18 protein-coding genes are annotated in these 20,509 nt (G+C 32.6%); 1 reads left to right on the forward strand and 17 read right to left on the reverse strand.

The genetic code is table 11. The features are described 5' to 3' along the window. Positions 1-126: 126 nt before the first annotated feature. The 10 genes from ACKGJN_RS06975 to ACKGJN_RS07020 form a co-directional block, all read right to left on the reverse strand. Positions 127-936 carry a class I SAM-dependent methyltransferase gene (locus ACKGJN_RS06975; protein ID WP_409538734.1) on the reverse strand — a complete coding sequence of 270 codons (810 nt, stop codon included), beginning with the start codon at positions 934-936 and terminating at the stop codon, positions 127-129. Positions 937-995: 59 nt separating this feature from the next. Further along, complete coding sequence (locus tag ACKGJN_RS06980) at positions 996-2,057, reverse strand: glycosyltransferase family 4 protein (RefSeq protein ID WP_409538735.1); 1,062 nt, start codon at positions 2,055-2,057, stop codon at positions 996-998. 67 nt (positions 2,058-2,124) lie between these two features. Then, entirely contained in the window at positions 2,125-3,129 is a 1,005-nt protein-coding gene (locus tag ACKGJN_RS06985; RefSeq protein WP_409538736.1) for a glycosyltransferase family 2 protein, read from the reverse strand. After that, positions 3,119-4,987: an asparagine synthetase B family protein gene (locus ACKGJN_RS06990; RefSeq protein WP_409538737.1), complete on the reverse strand. Its 1,869-nt coding sequence runs from the start codon at positions 4,985-4,987 to the stop codon at positions 3,119-3,121. Before ACKGJN_RS06990 ends, ACKGJN_RS06985 begins: the two co-directional genes overlap by 11 nt. A gap of 230 nt (positions 4,988-5,217) precedes the next feature. Next, entirely contained in the window at positions 5,218-6,756 is a 1,539-nt protein-coding gene (locus tag ACKGJN_RS06995) for a glycosyltransferase family 2 protein (protein ID WP_409538738.1), read from the reverse strand. Between the two features lie 373 nt (positions 6,757-7,129). Next, positions 7,130-7,720, reverse strand: coding sequence for a class I SAM-dependent methyltransferase (locus tag ACKGJN_RS07000; protein ID WP_409538739.1), 591 nt, complete (start codon positions 7,718-7,720; stop codon positions 7,130-7,132). A gap of 51 nt (positions 7,721-7,771) precedes the next feature. After that, entirely contained in the window at positions 7,772-8,848 is a 1,077-nt protein-coding gene (locus ACKGJN_RS07005; RefSeq protein ID WP_409538740.1) for a glycosyltransferase family 2 protein, read from the reverse strand. 1 nt (position 8,849) lies between these two features. Beyond that, positions 8,850-10,001, reverse strand: coding sequence for a glycosyltransferase (locus tag ACKGJN_RS07010; RefSeq protein ID WP_409538741.1), 1,152 nt, complete (start codon positions 9,999-10,001; stop codon positions 8,850-8,852). Between the two features lie 11 nt (positions 10,002-10,012). Beyond that, positions 10,013-11,158 (reverse strand): glycosyltransferase, encoded by a 1,146-nt coding sequence (locus ACKGJN_RS07015; protein ID WP_409538742.1) that lies wholly within the window; start codon positions 11,156-11,158, stop codon positions 10,013-10,015. 5 nt (positions 11,159-11,163) lie between these two features. Further along, a complete protein-coding gene (locus ACKGJN_RS07020) occupies positions 11,164-12,414 on the reverse strand; it encodes a glycosyltransferase family protein (RefSeq protein ID WP_409538743.1) in 1,251 nt (416 codons plus the stop codon). A gap of 177 nt (positions 12,415-12,591) precedes the next feature. Here ACKGJN_RS07020 and wecB point away from each other — a divergent pair, with 177 nt between their 5' ends. Beyond that, a complete protein-coding gene (wecB, locus tag ACKGJN_RS07025; protein WP_409538745.1) occupies positions 12,592-13,665 on the forward strand; it encodes a non-hydrolyzing UDP-N-acetylglucosamine 2-epimerase in 1,074 nt (357 codons plus the stop codon). A 1-nt stretch (position 13,666) separates the two neighbouring features. Here wecB and ACKGJN_RS07030 read toward each other — a convergent pair whose 3' ends face one another. The 7 genes from ACKGJN_RS07030 to ACKGJN_RS07060 all read right to left on the reverse strand — a co-directional run bounded on the left by ACKGJN_RS07030 (position 13,667) and on the right by ACKGJN_RS07060 (position 20,451). Beyond that, positions 13,667-14,602: a glycosyltransferase family 2 protein gene (locus tag ACKGJN_RS07030; RefSeq protein WP_409538746.1), complete on the reverse strand. Its 936-nt coding sequence runs from the start codon at positions 14,600-14,602 to the stop codon at positions 13,667-13,669. A gap of 64 nt (positions 14,603-14,666) precedes the next feature. Next, complete coding sequence (locus ACKGJN_RS07035; RefSeq protein WP_409538747.1) at positions 14,667-15,623, reverse strand: O-fucosyltransferase family protein; 957 nt, start codon at positions 15,621-15,623, stop codon at positions 14,667-14,669. Positions 15,624-15,793: 170 nt separating this feature from the next. Further along, on the reverse strand, positions 15,794-16,582 hold the full coding sequence (locus tag ACKGJN_RS07040) for a class I SAM-dependent methyltransferase (RefSeq protein WP_409538748.1): 789 nt from the start codon (positions 16,580-16,582) through the stop codon (positions 15,794-15,796). Positions 16,583-16,718: 136 nt separating this feature from the next. Further along, on the reverse strand, positions 16,719-17,534 hold the full coding sequence (locus ACKGJN_RS07045) for a hypothetical protein (RefSeq protein WP_409538749.1): 816 nt from the start codon (positions 17,532-17,534) through the stop codon (positions 16,719-16,721). 42 nt (positions 17,535-17,576) lie between these two features. Continuing rightward, entirely contained in the window at positions 17,577-18,359 is a 783-nt protein-coding gene (locus ACKGJN_RS07050; RefSeq protein ID WP_409538750.1) for a class I SAM-dependent methyltransferase, read from the reverse strand. 46 nt (positions 18,360-18,405) lie between these two features. After that, positions 18,406-19,251: a glycosyltransferase family 2 protein gene (locus tag ACKGJN_RS07055; protein WP_409538751.1), complete on the reverse strand. Its 846-nt coding sequence runs from the start codon at positions 19,249-19,251 to the stop codon at positions 18,406-18,408. A 36-nt stretch (positions 19,252-19,287) separates the two neighbouring features. Continuing rightward, positions 19,288-20,451 carry a glycosyltransferase family 4 protein gene (locus tag ACKGJN_RS07060; protein WP_409538752.1) on the reverse strand — a complete coding sequence of 388 codons (1,164 nt, stop codon included), beginning with the start codon at positions 20,449-20,451 and terminating at the stop codon, positions 19,288-19,290. Between the last annotated feature and the right edge of the window lie 58 nt (positions 20,452-20,509).

Below are 20,509 nucleotides of genomic sequence, written 5' to 3' on the forward strand. Positions count from 1 at the left end.
ATTAAACTTTTGATTGAAACAGATAATTAACCCTAGTTTTTCGGAACAATGCAAATGAATGTGCATTGCTGGTTCTTTAAATAAATATCGATCAGAACAAACTTTCTTATTTTCTATAATTCAGGTCTAATCCTTTTTTTGCATTAACATGGTTAAATGCATACATCTGAACATATGCGAATCGGAAACCCGGGATTTCTCCCAATCTTCCCAATGCCATTTTTGTACGATTTCAGTTTTCTTTTCTGGCGGGAATGGTAGAAAATTAACTATAAAAAACCATTTGGCCTTTCCTAGCATACCCCTTCGGTCCTTTATTCTAAACGCACTCTCAAATTGATAATAAACCTTCTTTGAAAACGGCCATTCCCAGTCCTTATCCGATTGAAAAGGCCTGTAAATCGTTCTTATCAACTTTATTGGCAAACTTGTTTCCAATGGATCATTGCTTATAATGGTTCCATTGGCATTTAGCTTTTCTTTTAATCTGTTGATCAACATCTCCACATCTTTAAAATGATGAAGGACACCATAAGCATAAATAAGATCAAAATCTTTTTCTGTAAATTCTTCAGAAAGGAAGTCGGTAGCAAAAGCATCTGCGTTTTCTATATTTTTCAATCTGTTTCTAAGATGCGAGATTCCCTTTTCACTTAGATCAATCGCTATATATTCTTTTGAATTTTGGGCTAAATATATCGACAATGAATTGCCTTCATAACAACCCAAATCCAATACTTTTTTATTGGATAAGTCACCACACCATTCCAGGTGAAGAAGATGGATCTGCTTTTCTACCCCTATACTTTTTCGGACTTTTTGCAGTATCCCATTCCGAAGGGAAAACCAAATTTTTGTGGCAAAGTTCTTTTTCTTTTTATCATAGAAAGCCTTTTGGCGCTGATTAATTTCAAGAAAATTATCTTCTTTTTTCATTAATTGTATTTTCTTATCTCTAATTCTTCCTTCTTCTTATAATTAAAGGTCTTTCAAATTCATAATTTAAATTCTTCACGAAAATTATTTACTACTCCTTTAACTTCAAAATTCTCCAGGAAACGTTCAAAGCAATTATTGCTAAACTGCTCTCTAAGCCGTGGATTTCCAAGTAAATGATTGATTTTATCTGAAAGATCTTTATGATTATTTACTTCAAAAAGGTAACCATCGCGATCATTTCTTATAATCTCTGCAATTCCGCTAGTATTAGATCCTATTACAGGAGTTTTAACTGAAAAACTTTCAATTACTACATATCCAAAAGCTTCTACTACAGATGGAACTATGGTTATATAAGCAGAAGAAAATTGCTCCAATACCTTATCCTTATTTTGATTTCCAATAAAGTTTACATTATTTTGAACTTCTAATTTGTTTACTATTTCAATATATTTTTTTATTTGTTCTCCTTTTAAATCATCACCTAATAATGTCAAATTAACCAAAGGGAATTTTTTGACTACAAATGGAATTGCCTGAATCAAAGTATCTACTCCTTTTGTTTTATGCATTCTCCCCGCATAAACCAGTTTATAAGGAATGACATTATTTAATAATACGGATTTTTTAACTGCATTATAAATAACCTTCACCTTACTTTTCTCCACTCCAAAATTCTTGATAAGATCATCTTGTGTAGCTTTAGAATTGGCTACTATTTGGGTGGCCATTTTATAAAATATTTTTTTTCGATATTGTAATATTTTACGTTTTTCCAATTGAGCAGATAGAGTGTGATACCAGGCAATTCTTTGTTTCACTCCTAATAAATAACCTGCTAGTAAAAACATGTTTACCGCTCCAAAATTAGCAATCATCACCTCGGGTTTATGCTTAATGATTAATTTACTTAGAAATATAAAGTCTTTGAATTTTGTTGGCCTTTTTGATGGCCATTTAATTACTTCAATCCTGGGTGAAATATGAAAATCACTTTTTTCTACCGCGTATGTAATAATAATCACCTTATAATTAAGTGCAAGCTGATTGGATAACTCCAGAAAAAACTCAGCCACTGAAGAATTTTTTATAGTAAAAGAAAGAAATATAGTTTTCATATTAACATCCCATTTAGGGAAGGTCTTGAAATTTATGCGATTAAAATATTTTACTCCGCCTTAAAACTTACTCTTCCCTTGTGACAATTTTGGTGAAGATTATACTCCACCAACCAGCAATCCTACCTAAACTTTCCGTAAACGCTTCTTTTTTCCGACTGGTATTGATCACATTCCCAAGCCGCACTAAAGTTAACAAAAAAGCGATGCTGTGCCACTTAAGTCGGACTTTAAAAGTAGGGTATGGGTATTTTACCCGCCAAACATACCATCCATTTCTAATTACCATTCTCCCGTAGTTAAATTGATTTGGCCTTCCCGCTTCCTCATGATAATGGTATAATTGAGCAGCTGTATTAACGTATAATTGTCCAATTTTTGAGGCCCTCAAACAAAAATCCATATCCTCATAAAGTCCGTAACCCTCAAAATAGGTGGAAAAGCTTATTTTTTCAAATAATTCTTTCCGATAGGAAGAAACCCCTCCCATAAAAAATTCCACCGGATATGTTTTACCTGAAGGAGGAAAAAAACCTATGGACAAGCCATTGGAAAATTCGGGCATAAATCCGGGTGGTTGGTCGCTCAAAAGTTTGAGTTTTTTGCGCAATACATTCCGACTTCCTAATTTTCGAACATACCCATCAATTTCAAATTCGTCGAATTGAACTGCCTTTCCAACCGAATTCCTCTTCCACTCTACCTCATCCAGGATATAACCCCCTACTCCTAGCACCTCTGGGTATTTGTAATAAGTCCCGATTAACTTTTCAAAATACTCCGGATTTAATATTATATCATCATCCAGAAAACAAACTATTTTAGAAGTTTCAGTTACCTTTTGGATTCCGAAATTTCGCTGTTTTGTCAATCCGCTATTTTCAACCCCGACCTTAAAATATTTTAAACCCGGATAAAATTTTTCCTCCAAGGCATTTTTGGTGTTATCATTGGGAGAACTGTCAATTATTAAAATTTCATCAGGAACCAACTTTTGTTCCTTTACTGATTCCATTAAATGGATCATTGCGTCAGGTCTATTATAAGTACAAATTATTAGGCTAAACTTCATTTACCCCTTGTCTTAAAGATTTGATTAAGTCAATTTCCGTATTTAAACTGGCAGCTGTCATTATATCAATATTTGCAAATGGCCATTGCTTTAATTGTTTTCGTTGAACACACTGATTTAAAATACTTTGAAAAAATTCTTCTCCTAAATGGTTATACTCATAGTACGCTTTAAGGTTTTTTTCCATATTGGGATTTTGATAAATCTCCGCCCAATTTATGCTTTTAAATAACCTATAGCGCTTTGTAATATCCTTGCTTTTTACTAATCTTTTAATTAAGTATTGATCAATTTTAGATCTTAAACCCCAAATTGGAAATTTAATTATATCAGGATAATTTTGAGGAATTATAGGTGCTTGATTTGTAGGGATTTTATTTAACTCTTTTAGTTCTATTGATTCTTTAAAAAGTTTATTCATAAACCGGGAGTTAAGCCTAAGATTTGGATGAATTGAACTCGCCAACCTAATAATTTGAACAGACATTGAAGGACAATAACTTTTAAATTTACTATTACAAATCAGGATTTGTTTTCCCATTGGCATTCGGGAATGTGTGAACCAGGAAAATAATTCAACATACAATTCAACGTAAGGTAACTGATGAGATTCTATTCTCAGAAAAAGTTCATTAAGGTCAGACAGTAAAGCCTCGAGAAGATTCTCCCTACTTATGGATACATTAAATTGTGATAATCTCTCTTCAGTATACCAACGCAAATGAGAATATGATAATGATTCCTTCCAATTTTCAAAGCTTTCCTTTGAAGAGTTTCCGAAATTATAATCTTTATTTAATATCTGGTGTTCAATAAATTTAGTTTGTCTAAACTCCTTAGACGAAAATTTTTTAATATTTCTTCCGTTTAGAACTTCAGCCATATCACCTAACAATATTGGTTCTTTATTTCTTTCAGTGTTTTCCAAAATCTCTAACCAGGAACATAAATTAACTGCCTCTGTTTCAAGTGTGTATTGTTTTAAAATTTCGACTGGAGGAAAATATAGATTGGGTTGTGAAAAGCTTTTAAAGTTCGCCTTTTTAATTTTGGCCAGACGAGAAGCTATTTTGGTCTCGTAGTTTTCCTTTCCCCCAAATGTTAAACCGGTGACGTCTTTATCATTTGAGATGGCACCAAGTACCACTCTGCTGTCAATACCGCCGCTCAATGCTATATTCACGGTTTTAGAATCATTAAGACAATATGCGACTTCTTTTTTAAATGCCTTCCAAAAATGATGATGTAAATCGTGGTTCTGATCAGGTTTGGAAATGTTCTGATATAATGAATTATCATATTTTTTTGATAAGACATTTCCGTTTGGATCAAATTTTAAATGTTCTCCGGGTAACAACCGTTTACAGTCTTTCAGGATGGTTCTTGAACCAATATTCGAGAATTCCGGACCCAGACATCTTTGAATGATCCCGGCTTCATCAAATTCACATTTGGAGGCTGCTCCTAATAATATAATGCTATTGGAAATATAAAACCCCGTATTATTAATTAAATAATATAATGGATAAACCCCTATCAAATCATTGCATACTGTAATTTCAAAATTATTTTTATCTATAATACAAGATGAAAAAGAGCCTGTGATATTATCTGGAACAGGCCAATTATATGTGATTTCAAAAATGGCACTTTCCACCTGCCCCTTTAAATCTTCAATAGATTTATTTAAATCTCTGAGATATCCATCTGTAATGCTATAATGTGAAACTGTTTCGATTATTTTATCTCGGTTTTCTACAAGGATATTAAAAGGGCCGGTTTCTTTACTGAATAAATCAAAAGGCAGCTTTTTAGATGTCTCACTTCTTATCTCGATATTTGTAATTAGGAATTTCATTAATGTGTTTCAATAAGGATGTAGAAATATAAATTATTAGAGTAATAACAAAGCATTTTTTAACCTAAAGCTTTCTGGTGTCAACCTTCCTCTTTCCAATTAATTCTTCATTTTTGACTCTTGGTTCCTGTCTCATGATTTCTAATTCATCTTCGCAATTATTTTTTTCTCTATTTTTCCTACTTTACTCTTTCCTCTAGTCCCCAATTCTCCCTTCATCCTTCCCAAAGTCACTCTTCCTTCATTAAATCCAGGGCCCATTCCTCACTTTTTTTCCAGCGTTTATTCATTTCACGAATATAGGTTATAGGATTTTTTATCTTCTGTATATTATAGAATTTCAAAAACAAGGAAGTTTTAAAACCTTTGATTTGTTGCGGAGTGTAATATTTTAAAGCAAAAGCCATCAAGGTGGGGGAAGGTTTGGGCAGCGGCTTTTCCTGTTCCCAGGCCAAAATCGGTTTTTCCCGAAAGCCTCCCATGGGGGCTTTTAAGTGCAGGATCTCAATTTCGGGATGATAAATAATATCACACCCCAACTGTCGCAACTGCATCCCAAAATCGGCATCTTCCCCGTAACCGTGTTCATAGACCTTCGAGAACTCACAATTTTTGGTAAAGTGACTTTTAACCATACTTGTTCCCGAACCAAAACTGCCCCATTGCTTGATTTTGTGAAATACGACCCCTTCCCCTTCCTGTTTACAATTCAAATTCAAGCAATCTGCACCCAGTCTTTTAAGCTCTTTAATTCCAGTATCCAGCAGGTCCGTTTTCAATCTTATGTCATCATCTGCAAAAAATACCCAATCGGCATCTACCTCTTCCAAAGCAATATTTCTAGCGTTACAGGCTCCGGTTTGATGGATAAAATGATGTATAATTTCAAAAGGCCAAATTTTAGATTCCAGTTCAGGAAATTCAGAAATGGAATTCACATCCGGGTTCTGCTCCACCACAATTACCTTTTTTGGGAGCAGGCTTTGAAGGCTCAGGTCTTCAATTACCTGCATCAGGTATTTTGGACGGCCCATAGTTGGGATGATCACATCTATAGAATTTGAGGTTTTGGGAATTTTATTGGATTGAATTTTAATTCCAGAAAGATCTACCTTTTGCAAAAAGCACTTTTTCTCAAAGAATGCCTGTAAATAAGCCTTTATCGGTAACTTGTTCTCATATCTCCAGTAACACCAGAACAAAACCGAAAGCCAGATTGTGTTGTAATATTGATAGATAAAGGAAAATAACTGACTGGAAGTCGCAGTATTTTTAAGTTTTTTATCAGAAATCTGGATCACCAGGCCCGGTGCACTATAACAAAAGAGTCCGTTTTGCTGCCCGATCTTTGCTATGGAATTCAGTAAATAATCAAATTCATCTATACCTTCAAAAAGAGGTTTGAATTTAAGAAGTGATTCCCCTTTTATTCCCCCCACATCACTACTCATTTGCCAGGTGGGAAACAATACCTCTCTTTTCACGTTTACAAAAGGCAACTGGTCAATATAGCCTATACTGTCCGGAAGAAAAACATTTTCAATAGCATATGATGCCATAATAAGATCCTGGTAAAATACCTTTGGCCACTGCGCTAAATTCAGATCAGCGCTATATTTCTCCTCACACCAGGCGATGATCTCCTCCGGATATTTTTCTGCCAGTTCCCAAAAAGCTATTGTACAATGAGTGGCAGAGATTTTTATTTCTGTTTTCCCCTTCAATACCTTGACTACTTGTTGGGCATTCTGATGGATCAGGATTATCATTAAATGGAGTTGGCTTTGAACAAATGTAATTCATTCATCGATAATGAACAACCACCTACCTAGTCATTGCGCTCCCGATTTTGGAGGGAGAAGTAATCCGGCGATTGAGAAATCTCAAATCTTCATCTCTAAACTCCCTTGAAATCTCGTGCCCTAAAACAAGAGATTTCCCTTGGCTTTATCCTTATTACTATATTACTATGAAAATCCGGATTAAATTAATCCTTAGAGCAACATTTTCAAATTAAAATTCGCTCGCTCGAAATGACTGCTGAGTCATTTCGAATTAATTTTGAATTAAAAAATTATAGGTCCCCATAGTGATCTGGGGGTCCAAGCCACGCATATTTCAAATGAGATTTTCATCACTCTGTCACTCGGTAGCCCCATCACAACATCTCTTCTTCAAAGCTTTCCTTAAACTAAATAAAGACTGATTTCTCCATTCCTTATATTCAACTATTTGATAATCATATTTCTCAAAAACAGCGTCCATTTCTTTCTTGGAATAATCACTCAACCATCCGTTTTCCAGCCGATTAGCATGTGAAATGTCTTTACACGAATAGGATAACAAAATGTTTTTCATGTTTTCGGGAAATTGTTTAAAAACATTATCTATATCATATACATATTCCAATACTCCACTTAAAACAGCAGTATCGTAAGCAGAAAGATCAAATGGAATTTCTTCATTAAGATCACATTTCAGAAAATCCGGATTTCTTTTCACTATATCCGATGGGGTATATCTGCAGCCCTGGGGTAATAAGCTCTTTAATGCCATATTACCGGCACCGAATTCAATCACAACTGAACCAGATCGAACCATAGAAGCTAGTATCCCGGTACGTTCATTCCAGTCTTCAAATAATTGATCAGGTTTGTTCCAACGTACATGATCAGATTGCTTTTCCTTTCTTAACTGCCTGGTGGAATTAACCTGTTTTGCTATTTTCCGCATATGCAAAAGTTTTCTTAACCTATTATTTAAAAAAATAATTAACTTTTTCATTTAAAATTTTATTGCCAATTCAATAATTTTCCCTGAATCAATTACTTTATAGTAGTATGGATGATCCCTGTAAAAAGAGATAAGTTGCAACAATAGCGAATCATTTACTTCCTTAAAGCTATAATAAACTGATACTTTCTTATTAAGTAACTTTTTTGTCTTATATCTATAGGATTTTTGCGCTAAAGATTGGTTTATTCTAATTTTAATAACTCTGTTACTAATTGAAGGTAATTGGCCATATAACAAATCATCAATAACGTTTTTTTCATTTGTTAATTCAAGATCAACCTCAGCTTGTTGAAGCTCCTCAAATTGGGTATCCGACATTATCTCCCCCCAATGATTGGGATTAACCATTGTTGTTTTATTGTTTATCACAGATTTCAAATGCTGATGATTGAGTGCCACTATTCCACCTAACTGCAATTCAGAAGTTAATTCTGAACTTTCTTTACTCCTATATGATGGATGCCATTGATGTAACATCAATATCTCCTCGGAATAAAATTCCAATTGGTAACCAGCATTTTTGATGCGTTCATGAATATCGGTATCCTCAGCACCCCAGAAATGGTAGAATTCATCAAAACCTCTTAAATCATGTAGTACTTCTACCGGAAACATACTTAAACCTGTGGCCTCATTAGAGCTCTTCCTGTATGTCTGAAATTCTTTAAATTTTCCATCCTTAGCTATATCCTGGGGGCTTAAAAAGCCCACCTGAAAATAAACACTTTTATTAGGTTCCTGTAGTTGAACCGCTTTTTTAATGAAATTAGGATCGAAGATCATATCAACATCAGCAACAAAACAAAATCCTTTACTTAAATTTTTTATTACAGAGTTTAGTGCCCTACTCTTATTCCAGGGTTGGTCTTGAACTGAATAATATTTGTAATTTATAAAAGAATATTTTTTGCATAAATTTTTAATCATTTTAGAAATCTCCAGATCGGAACCATAATCCACAAAGTAAACCTCAAACTCCTTGCTAATTTGCGCTCTTAACGATTCTAAGGAATTTTGAACATGGTTTAAATCCCTATTGCGATATGGGTATATAATACTTAACACTTTATTTATCTAATTCTAATTCCACCTGGCAATACTTAGCAAGAACCTGACCTGTAATATACTCCCTTTCTAACTTAGGGAGGATATGCTCAAAATTATAGGCTGTAGCGCTTTTCATAAAAAGACAATCCCTCAAAGCTCTTTGGATAAGTGACTGGATCTCCTGACTATTTTCGGGATTATCAATCAGAAAACCATTAACTCCATGATCAATTATTTCTGCTGATGCACCACCCGGATTAGACTGGATTGGAAAAGCTCCCATAACAATGGCTTCCAATAGGGTATTTGGCATACCATCAGAAATACAATTGCCTATATATAAAAAAGCAGAACCCATTGCTTTCATAACTTCTGTATGTGAAATCTGTTCCAAAACTTTTACATTATCCCATCTTATAATTCCCTTTTCTTCTAAATGAGGTTTTAACTCTGTACTACAACCAAAAATTATAATTTCATATGATTTGAGAGAATCTTGCATTTTACTAATTGCCTCAATTACATAACTTGCTCTTCCAAGCATTCCTTCATAACCTTTTATTAAGATTATTTTTCGATCTTCGAAGGCTATCATAGAATCTTTCCATTTTGCACTCTCATAACCTCCTCCGCCAGGAAATGTCCCCAAATACTTCCCCTTAAAGCCGAGTTCTGCTCCCAATTCCCGATCTCTTTTACAATCTGCAAACATATAATCGAATAAAGGTAAACTATCCTTAATTTTATTCAGCTCTTCAGGTATTTGTTGCATATAGTAAAGATCATTCCCCCATGCTGAATAGATCCATTTTATCTCTGGATATTTCTCCATGACTGGAATAATGGGATAAGCTGCAGAAAAAAGAACAAAGCTCTGAACAACATCTGGCCTAATTTCCTGAATCTTTCTATCTACCATTTCCTCAAGCTTTCTTTGATTAAATCTATTTATAATCCTGTTTAATCCAGGCAAGTGATTTTTAATCCAATATCTGCCTGGATAATCCAGCTTATTTCTCCATCCGATAATTTGATGTACAAAATTAATTTTATTCACATAAGTATTAGAATCGAACACATCTAACCAATAAATGTCATATCCAGATCCTTTTAATTGCTCCGTCCAATTAAAAAAATGATTAGAAAACATAGATACCATTAGTATTTTCATCTAATCAGAATTTATAGGTTTTGCTCTACCAGTTGGTATTTTTTTAAAACCTGATCTTTAACATAATTTCTTTCCAACATAGGTTTAACATTTGCAGTATTATAGGCAATTCCCGATCTTAATAATTCAAAATCTTGAATTGCTCGTTTAATCAATAATGCTATCTCTGTAATATCTTCCGGATTTTCTATTAGAAAACCATTTTTACCATGCTCAATAATTTCTGCGGTGGCACCACCCGGGTTAGACTGAATTGGAAAGGATCCCATTATTATGGCTTCCAATAGTGTATTTGGTGTTCCGTCCGACGTACTATTGCCTATAGAAATTAATGATTGTCCCATTAAATCTAAAACTTCAAAACGTCCAATTTGCCCTCTAACCTCCACATTATCTGGATTTACCCACTTTGACTGGTTCATAAAGTTTATAACTTCCTTTTTTGCTGCAAATACTACAATCTTTAAATCTTTAATTTCTTCTTTAATTTCCAAAAGAGCCTCTAAAATATTAAGGCTTCTCCCAAATTTATGTTGATAACCTTTGACTAAAATGATATTTCTTTCATCAAACTCTTTGACTTTTGAATCTGAAACATTCAAATCATATCCTCCTCCGGTAGGATAAGTTCCTAAATAATCCCCAATAAAACCATATTTTTTAGCTATCAGATAGTCCCGTGTACAGTCGGCAAACATATAATCCAAACGATTAAAGACGGCTTTCATTCCTTTTAACTTATCTGGTTCATTTTGATAATAAAAAAGGTCATTCCCCCAGGCTGAATAAATCCATTTTATACCCTGGTTTTTTCTCATTATTTCCAAAATGGGAACACAAGCAGAATGCATCTCAAAACTTTGCACTACATCCGGCTGAATCTCATCAATTTTTTGTTGAAAAACATCTAAAAATTTGTTTTGATTAAATTTTTCTATAATTCCATAAATTAATGGTGAATTATTTTTTATCCAATGCCTTCCGGGATAATCAAATTTTCTTTTCCAATTAACCGTTTGATGAATAAAATCTATCTTTTTTACGTATGTAGTGGCATCATTCACATCAAACCAATACAATTCATGTCCAGATTCTTTGAGTTGAAGAACCCAATTGAATAGATGATTAGAAAAAACTGAAACAATTAGTATTCTCATTATTATTATAAAGTTTTATAAATAAGGTTCGATAGGTAATTTACAGAAAGATACTCTTCCAAATCCGGTCTGTTTAGTTTTAACTTCAATGGATCCTTTTTCCATTGGGAATATAAATCTTTTAAAATTCCTGAAATCAGATCTGCTTTATCTATTTCAGCCCAATACGAATAATCCTCTCCCAACAATCTTCTGGATTCACTGTAATAAGGCCCTAATAATAAAATTGGTTTATCTGCCATAACACAATGCGGAAACTTTCCTGGTAAAAAAGGACTTATCTCTGATTTTGCTTCTAAAATTACATTAACAGCACATCGCTTCTGCAGTGTCTGCACCTGGCTAAAAGGAACATAATCTTCACTTACATAAAATTGTGGTATTTTGTTTTTCCATTCAGAAAGAATTGAAGAATAATGATTTTGCCCACCTAGAAACAGAAGTTGGCTATCCTTTTCGGCTTCAGGATTCAATTTTAAAAATTGAATAAATCCTTGTATTAAACCTTCGGGATCCCGTCCCCAAAGCAAATTTCCGGCATGAAGAATACTGAATTTCTCCGAATCAAAATAATCCGGGATTGTAGATTTAGGGATTTCATCTGAACTAATTTGATGGGGAATCACCATACCCTTTTCTATATAACCCTTAAAATAGCTTCCCATCCATTCCATTAATAATTTACTTGGAAATGCTGTAAAAGCAGCCTTTTCTGAGACATTCTTCATGAACCTCCATTTTTTATGATATCCGGCTTCTACCCAATTATATGGTCTCGGATAGAGGTGCATAGGGTAAGGATCATGTATATAAGCAATCCATTTCTTATGAAGGTTAGGCATTTTAAGTAGGGCGTGATGCGGTCGAAAACTTCCTCCTTTACTTAGAGTTAATACTAAATCAGGATTAAAATCCTCAATTTTTTCCAAAGCGGCAATTATACTATTCCTATCGTTAAAAAGTGTAAATGAAAATCCAAATACTTTTTCAAGGGGTTTACTCAGGGATATTTTAAAATAAACCCTCATATATCTTTCCAGCCGACTTAGGAAAAATAGAGCACTCCATCTTTTTTCTTTTATGGCAACACAGGCTATTCCCTTTAACTGAATTTCCTTTCGCGTGTAGTGGTACACCCTTACCTCAAAACCACTTTTATGTAAATTTCTTATTAAAGCAACTCGCCCTTTGGTGCCACTGCTGTCCTCTACATCGATGGATTCTGCAACAACTAAAATTTTCTTTTGGGTAGACAAACTCAGAGGTTTTATTTGTTTGTTGTAAAACTATGAATTTAATTTTAAGGAAGCATTAAATAACAATTAATCAAATTTGTTAAGCAAGACCTCAAACAAATATAAGTAACCTGGTAAAACCCAAATACTATAATTTCCATTAGATTTGTTTTTACAGATTACAAATTAATACAAATTATGAAAATCGATCTAATTGCCGGCGCAAGGCCCAACTTCGTAAAAATAGCTTCCCTAATTCATTCGATCCAACAATCATCATCGAAAATAGATTTCCGTTTAATTCATACAGGACAGCATTATGACGAAGCCTTGAGTGGGAGTTTTTTCAAACAATTGGAATTGCCCAATCCTGATATTCACCTTGGAATAGGAAGCGGTAGCCAGGCGGAACAAACTGCGGCAATAATGATAGCCTACGAAAAAGTACTGAAGAAAAACAAACCTGATGTTTGTCTGGTCGTTGGCGATGTCACCTCCAGTATGGCATGTGCTGTAACAGCAAAAAAAATGCAGGTAAAGGTGGCACACGTTGAGGCCGGCCTTCGCTCTAGTGATTGGTCTATGCCGGAAGAGATTAACCGGGTTTTAATTGATAGTATTTCCGATTACTTTTTCACCACTACCAAGGAAGCATCCCTACTTTTGATTAAAAGTGGAAAATCCAAGCAGCAGGTTTTTTTTGTAGGAAATACTATGATTGATACCTTATTAAGATTTAAAGCCTCGTTTATACAGCCTCGTATATGGTTAGATCAAAAACTTCGTGAAAAAGAATACATAATGCTAACCCTACATCGCCCGGGGAATGTAGACAAAGCAGATCAACTAAAATTATTTTTGAAAGAAATTATAAAAAACTCAAATGCCCTCCCCATTATATTTCCAGTTCACCCTAGAACAGCCGAAGTATTAAGTAAATTCGAATTAATTGCAAGCAACCTTTATCTAATTGATCCACTTAGTTATTTGGAATTTAATTATATGGTAGAAAGATCGAAAGTGGTGATCACAGACTCCGGTGGCATAACGGAAGAAACTACGGTGATGGGAGTTCCCTGTATGACCCTTAGAGATAACACTGAAAGGCCCGAAACAGTTACATTGGGCACTAATGAATTGTTAGGGACAGATCCAGCTGCACTTGTTCCCGCAATGGAAAAATTATTTAAAGGCAATTGGAAAAAAGGAAAAATTCCATTAAAATGGGATGGCAAAACAGGAAAAAGAATAATTGAAATTTTAATTTCCTAAATTATCTTTTCAATCTTCCCTTTAATTTTAAAACCGGCCTAATTAAAGGGTAAAATTGAAATCCAAGATTGTATTTTAATTTTGTAGGGAAGCCGGCCCCAGAGGATTTTAAAGCGTGGTAGATAATTGAATTTTCTTTTAATATAAATCCCGTTCTAATAAAATGTTGGACCAAGGTTGGTGATAACAATCTTTTAGTAGATAAATTATCTATTATCAATTTTACTGCCTTTATTTTTGAATCTCTTCGAATTGGATCATTTTTTCTGAATTCTCCAGTGTTGGAATTAGCATGTTTTCTTCCATAAAAAAGAATCTTATCTATAGAAATTCCTCTGGCTCCAGTAGATAAAATACGTGAATAACATTCCCACTCCTCGGCATACATCAATTCTTCATTAAAATTATTGTTTATAAAATTTGATTTCCTCCATAAAACCTGACACGAGTTGAATGGAATAATATTCATTATAATATCATCCAGATGGTTTATATTTAAATGCTGAACATCAAAATTTAGATCATTATCAAAATTATAATGAAAGTTGCCGGTAAATGTGGTCCTTAAATACCTGCAATAATCAACTTGAGTAAATTGTATTTCTTTAAAGCATAATTCCAATAAGTAAGGATGGACGATATCGTCATCATCAAAAAAAATCACATACTCACCTTTTGCTAATTCCAGGCCTTGATTACGGCAACCCGGAAGTCCTTTTTTATGATGTCTATTGCGCTCAATATATTTTAACCTGGAATCATTTTGTAAATATGGCTGAAGAATTTCCTTTGTACCATCTGTGCTTCCATCATCTATAATAAGGCATTCCCAATCTTTAAATGATTGTGCTATAATGGAATATATTGTTTCCCAAATTAAATGGCTACGGTTGTAAGTAGCCATAATTATTGAAATACTAGTTCCTCTTTTATTCATTATAATTTATATAATAATTTTTTCTCTACTATTTAAACAAGGTAAGAGAATTCATTGCTCTCATTTATTTAATTACTGTTTTGTTATTTACACTTAATTCAGCAACATATTGAATTCCCATATCCTGCCTTTTTAAAATTTTATCTCGATAATTATATATAAACGAATTATCATTATTTAAAAGGCCAGCCCTTTTCAAAGAAATTAGATTAGAATAACTACTCCTGGATAAACCAATAAAGTAATGAGACCTACAACATATTTCAAAGTTTATAGCTGCATTTATTTCATACTCATAATTTGGTTGGTAGAAATGATGGGGTTGAATATCTAATTTTTTAATATTTTCTGATATCTTACTATGGTTTTGCCCTGATGTAAAAAACAGATCGCCTACAATCTCAAAGTCAGCAACCATTTTTAAAATTTCATCAAGACTTACCAATATTTTCTCATTCCCATTTACTTTATTAGTTCCCGCATGTCTAACCCAATCAGATTCTGTTCTAATTTGTATAGCAGTAAAACTTTTATCATTAGTATATGAGTCCACAATGCTTTGATATTCTGGTCTTAATTTTAGTGCATTTAAAACTCTTAATTTTGTTGAGTTTATATTGATGCTGAAGGTATTTCTTTGCTTAAATAGTTCTCTTTCGGAATACTTCCAAAGATCTACGACATTTTCAATAGAATTTAATTTTGCAGATTTAGTATTAAGTTTATCTCTTGAGATTATTAAATTTTTACCATTATTAAATTCGCTCATTTTAGAATTAAAATAATCGAGGTCATAAATTTCTGAAAAAAGTATAGGCTTTTCCCAACCAAAATATGGTTCTATAATTCTTGATTTTTCGTTAATTGCAATATCGCAGGCGCTAAATAAACAATGCAATTTATTACATAGTCCACCTTGCAAATGAATACCTAAAAATTTCCCTTTGTACCAATTGAAATTATGATATAAAAGTTTTTTTATGTCTTTTTTTATTCTCTTTTTAAAAGAGTTTATATTCATTTCGTTTTAAAATTATATTTTAAATTTCCACTTCGAAAAACTTCTAATTTATTATAGAAAATTCTTAACCTTGTCTTTCAAGTTTTACATAAAATCTTCTTGAATCTTGGCAGAAAATATTTAAAGACATTAAATATCCTGACCAACCGGTACAAAAAATCACCCCCTTTCTAAATGTTTAGCTTTTTGAAATTTTCAAAATCAATTAAATTTAAACTTTCTTTCCTGTTTTTATTAAAGGAATTATATTCAAAGAAATGATTGATAAATTCTGTAGGCTCACCTATTGGTTGTTGTTTTGATAATATACCAACTCCCCAGTCAGAATCAATGCAACAAGATTTAACAAGAGAGCTGGAACGCCATTTTAGAAAAGCTTTCCATGTTGTTCCGTTCCATAAATGCTGCGCTGGAGTATATCTATATCTAAAGCTCTCTCTAGCATGCCATTCAGTTGGTGGATTACAATCATGAAGAACAATAAATCCGTCATCTTTAATAAACTTCAGAGAATTCATAATATCGCGATCCACTTGTTCTGCAAGGTGCAATCCATCGATAAATATTACATCAAATTTGATGCTATTGGATAAAATTTCGCCATTCGAAAGTTTTTTAAAAAAGATATCACTAGTCATTTTAAAATCAACTGGATTAGCTTCAAATTCTAATCCGGGATCAACACTGTATTTATGTGTTGAATTAATAAGATTGAAATTGTGATCGGGATTTCGAACACCTATTTCAAGATAAAAAGTTGGTTTTTGACTCAATGACAGTAAATAATTAATAATACCACTTCGAAATGGTCTTTTAGAATTCTCCTGAAAAGATTTTTTCTTTACCTCTAAAAAATGCTGGTCATTTAAAAAACCCTTCCCCATCAAATAATATATTTTTATCAGTTTTATTCTCGACAAAAATTTTTTAATTTTTATTTTATATGGAAATGATATCATTATAAAAAGGTTTGGTTTCAGATTAATTTTAATGCGGCTAAAGTTTTAGAGTTAACTATTATCGATCTGGAAATTGATAATTACTGTCATTCGCATTTTATTTAAATTTGGGAGAACGGCTTGAAAACTAAAGTAATCACTTTTTCTTACTCCTCTTTATAAAAAATCTTTTTAGTCTCTGGAAGAAGGTATAAAAAATTAATTTAAAATTAAATAAAGGGTTTTTCAATAAAATGGGTTTGCGCTTTTCTGTTGAAGGATTTATCCCAAATTTTAAGACTTTATTGATACGAGCTGTATGTCTATGTTCTATATTGTAGAATCTGGAATACCAGGCATGATACAATAATTCTCTCCCTTCATGATCCAAAACTAGGGTTGTTTCATCTTTGTTTGGGCTGCTAACGTCTAAGTATAATATTTTTTTATTATTCCTAAGAAGCCAAAAATAAAAACAATAATATGGTTCAAATAAGGATTCAGTTTTATAATTATCTGAATTTAAACAATTTAGCGCTCCAAGATTTTCAGTTTTATCAATATATTGATTAGCAAGAATCTTCTTCCGGTTATAAATGGAAGAAATTTCTTTAAGGTTTAAAATACTGAAAAAGGTATTTATAGAATAAGGATTTTCACCTCTCCATTGCAAGGTACCACCATCTCGCATCCCACAAGTTGTAAAGCTATTTGCTTTCATATAGGATATGAGGTCGAATACATATTCTGGTTTTTTGAATACCACGTCTTCATCAGCCATTATTAACCAATCAATACCCGAATTTTTTAATTTCTCAATAAAAAACAATAAACTTCTTATTCCATAAAACCCTTTGGTACCATCTACCATATAAATTTTTATTCCAGTAGGAAAAAAATTAATAGTACGGTTATATAAATCAAAATTACCAACGGTAGTTACAATTGCTATTTTATCCTTTTCAATATTCACTATTTAATTTTTATATATTGTATACCTTTAATCTAATTAAACTTAATTGTAGCCAGGTATTTGATTATTGATTAAATGATTAGACTCCTCTATATTATCACCTTTATATATAAAAACCATATTATGATAAAAATGCATCGAGATTATATGCTTGTCAAAGTAATTAGGTTCATAACCTTCTTTTAAAAATTCTTTATGATTTAAACCGTGAATTAAATTTTTGAAATAATTCACCCCCGTTTTAGAATCATTTAAGTCTTCACTATTTCCACCATACCAATTCCAATACGAAGTTTGAAGATCCTCCACAACATAAATTCCACCTTTATTAAGAAAAGGAAAAAGATGATTAAAGGTTTTTATAATATCATCGTTTATGTGACTTCCGTCATCAATGATAACATCTATTTTCCCAATATGTTCAGCTATCTTATATAAAAATGTACTATCTGTTTGGCTACCTTGAAATGTTTTGATTCTTTTTTCCTCAAGTAAGGATTTATCATGAATATCAATTCCATAAATATTGCCTTTCCTAAAATATTTTTTCCACATCCGAAGGGAAGCACCTCCAATATTTGGATCATCATATCCACCTATTCCTATTTCAAGCAAATTAATATTTTTCTTTTGGAATCTTTTAAAGTGTGTTGTATAATGAGGTGTATAAAAATGTTTTCCCCATTTATCGCAAGAATAGATTTCCGCAAGTTTATTAAGGTTGTTTCGATTATAATTAGACCAATATTTTAATTTTTGCCTTTGCAATAAAGTAACCATTGGTTTTGGTAAACTTTTCTTAATATACTTTTTAATGTTTTTCAACTTAAATGATCTTATGAGAACTGTTCCATATAATGTAGAACAACATTTATAATTTATTTTTCATTTTAAAAAATCCCATTAACCTAAAAGGCTTTAGTAATTTATGACCAATCTTATAATCTAAACTATCCATAACCTGTTTCTTAAAAGCTTCACTTTTCCTGTTTGATTCTAACCAATCCTGCACAAAAAAGTTAAAGTGTTCTTTATAGACATCTGCATGCTTTATATAGATATATTCAAGCAACTGGTATTTGGCTAAATTTGCTTTTTTATTTCTTGAGTTTTTTTTGTTTCTGTAATTGAATAAAACTTCCGGAATTACTTTTGCTTCCCCGCCAGATTTCAATAATCTTATGTAAAACTCCCAATCTTCATATCCCTTTAGCATACATTCATCATAACCACCTACTACCTTCCAGTCATGTTTTCTAAACATAGATGAACCCATAGCAACATTACTTATTAATGCATCCTTAATAGACCCGCCGTCTGGTTTAAATTTGATTGAATCATTATTTGAACTGAACCAATTTGCATAGCAAGTAACAATTTTTAAAGCTGAATTCTTTTGAAAAACTTGCATTGCTTTTTCACAGAAGCTTGCTTCAAAAAAATCGTCACTATCCAATATTAGAACATAGTTTCCGGTAGCTGCTTCAATTCCTTTATTTCTTGCCGCACTCACCCCTTTATTTTTCTGAGTGATTAACAAATCTAATTTAGGTTCAAGTTCTTTTAAAACTGCTTTCGTTTTCTGATTAGACCCATCATCTACCACAATAATTTCCTTATTTTCATAAGTTTGATCCAGTGCAGATTGTATAGCTTGTTCAATAAATATATGATCATTGTAACAAGCAATTACTATGGATATTTTTTCAGAATGCATCTGTAGTGAATTTAGTGCTAAAATAGGGAACTGCTTTTAAACGTAAATGTTTCTCCATTTATCTAAAACTGAATTTTCTGAATATTTTCTTTCAATAAACTCAACTGCATTTAAACCCATGTTTTTCCTTAATACATCGTTACTTATAAGGATTTCGATTTTCTCTGTAAAACAATCAAGATCTTTTTCCTTACATAGAAAACCGGTCTCCCCATCTATCAAGGTATATCTAACTCCACCCGAGTCAAAGGCAACAACCGGAAGCCCACAAGCCTGTGCTTCAGCGGTAACAAGCCCCTGGCTTTCTACTCCATAATTGGGATCGGTAATGGAAGTCATTAAAAAGATTTCCTGTGTTGGAAGCAATCGACTAATGTCTGACTGAGATTTGCTTCCTAACAATTTTATATGATTGGTAAGACCAGATTTTTGAATTAGTTGTTCTAACACTTCATCCTGACTACCGGAGCCAACAATTGAATATTGAAGATCATATCCCCTTTTCACTAATTTGGATATACACTCTATTCCCAAATGATGTCCTTTAAATATTTCTAAACGACCTACACTAAGAATTCTTGTAATTCCTGATTTATTATTATCAGGTTTACCAGGCTTAAAAATGCTGGTGTCTACAGCAACCGGAATAATTTCAATTTTCTTTTCCGGGGCGCTAAGTGCCAATAATTTTTCCTTTAAAAAAGCTGTATTGGCAACCAAATAATCAGCTGCCTCAAACAACCGGTCATAATAACCATTATTAGGAATACGGTTGTTTATTGGGAAATACAGGTCGTGCCCGTGAAAACTCACAATTATTCGACTTTTTAAATAGCCGGTTTTTTTCATAATATCCACCGGGTGTTTGTTTGTGCCAAACTGAATGTGAATTGTGTCAAATTTTCGAAAGTCCTTATAAAAAAAGAATTCGTAAAGCGGTAATAGTCCTTTTTTATCCGATTGCTTATAATACTTTATAAAATGTGGCAATAAGGAAACATTTTTTATCAAAAGCCAGGCTGCATTAAAAATACGAGTTGATTTTTGCTGTGGAATTTTATAATCTTCAATAATAATTTTTTCACTCAGTTTATATTCCTCAAAAAGTTTAAAGTTGGCATTTACGGAAATATCGGTGAGTTCCCCTGTTAAAATCCTTACTCCATAACCCATTTTAATAGCCATAACTATCTGGTTCACTATAAAAGTTTCAGAAAGCTGAGGGAATTTCCAAATTTTAAAGAGAATAGATTTTTTC

This window comes from Gillisia xinjiangensis (genome assembly GCF_046298265.1).
GTDB classification, from domain to species: Bacteria; Bacteroidota; Bacteroidia; order Flavobacteriales; family Flavobacteriaceae; genus Gillisia; species Gillisia xinjiangensis.

Bases quoted from the DNA above. Each gene is read 5' to 3' on its own strand.
- ACKGJN_RS06995 (WP_409538738.1), bottom strand. From the start codon at position 6,756: ATGATAATCCTGATCCATCAGAATGCCCAACAAGTAGTCAAGGTATTG.
- ACKGJN_RS07040 (WP_409538748.1), bottom strand. From the start codon at position 16,582: ATGATATCATTTCCATATAAAATAAAAATTAAAAAATTTTTGTCGAGA.
- ACKGJN_RS07000 (WP_409538739.1), bottom strand. From the start codon at position 7,720: ATGCGGAAAATAGCAAAACAGGTTAATTCCACCAGGCAGTTAAGAAAG.
- ACKGJN_RS07035 (WP_409538747.1), bottom strand. From the start codon at position 15,623: ATGAATATAAACTCTTTTAAAAAGAGAATAAAAAAAGACATAAAAAAA.
- ACKGJN_RS06980 (WP_409538735.1), bottom strand. From the start codon at position 2,057: ATGAAAACTATATTTCTTTCTTTTACTATAAAAAATTCTTCAGTGGCT.
- wecB (WP_409538745.1), top strand. From the start codon at position 12,592: ATGAAAATCGATCTAATTGCCGGCGCAAGGCCCAACTTCGTAAAAATA.
- ACKGJN_RS06990 (WP_409538737.1), bottom strand. From the start codon at position 4,987: ATGAAATTCCTAATTACAAATATCGAGATAAGAAGTGAGACATCTAAA.
- ACKGJN_RS06975 (WP_409538734.1), bottom strand. From the start codon at position 936: ATGAAAAAAGAAGATAATTTTCTTGAAATTAATCAGCGCCAAAAGGCT.
- ACKGJN_RS06985 (WP_409538736.1), bottom strand. From the start codon at position 3,129: ATGAAGTTTAGCCTAATAATTTGTACTTATAATAGACCTGACGCAATG.
- ACKGJN_RS07010 (WP_409538741.1), bottom strand. From the start codon at position 10,001: ATGAAAATACTAATGGTATCTATGTTTTCTAATCATTTTTTTAATTGG.
- ACKGJN_RS07055 (WP_409538751.1), bottom strand. From the start codon at position 19,251: ATGCATTCTGAAAAAATATCCATAGTAATTGCTTGTTACAATGATCAT.
- ACKGJN_RS07015 (WP_409538742.1), bottom strand. From the start codon at position 11,158: ATGAGAATACTAATTGTTTCAGTTTTTTCTAATCATCTATTCAATTGG.
- ACKGJN_RS07030 (WP_409538746.1), bottom strand. From the start codon at position 14,602: ATGAATAAAAGAGGAACTAGTATTTCAATAATTATGGCTACTTACAAC.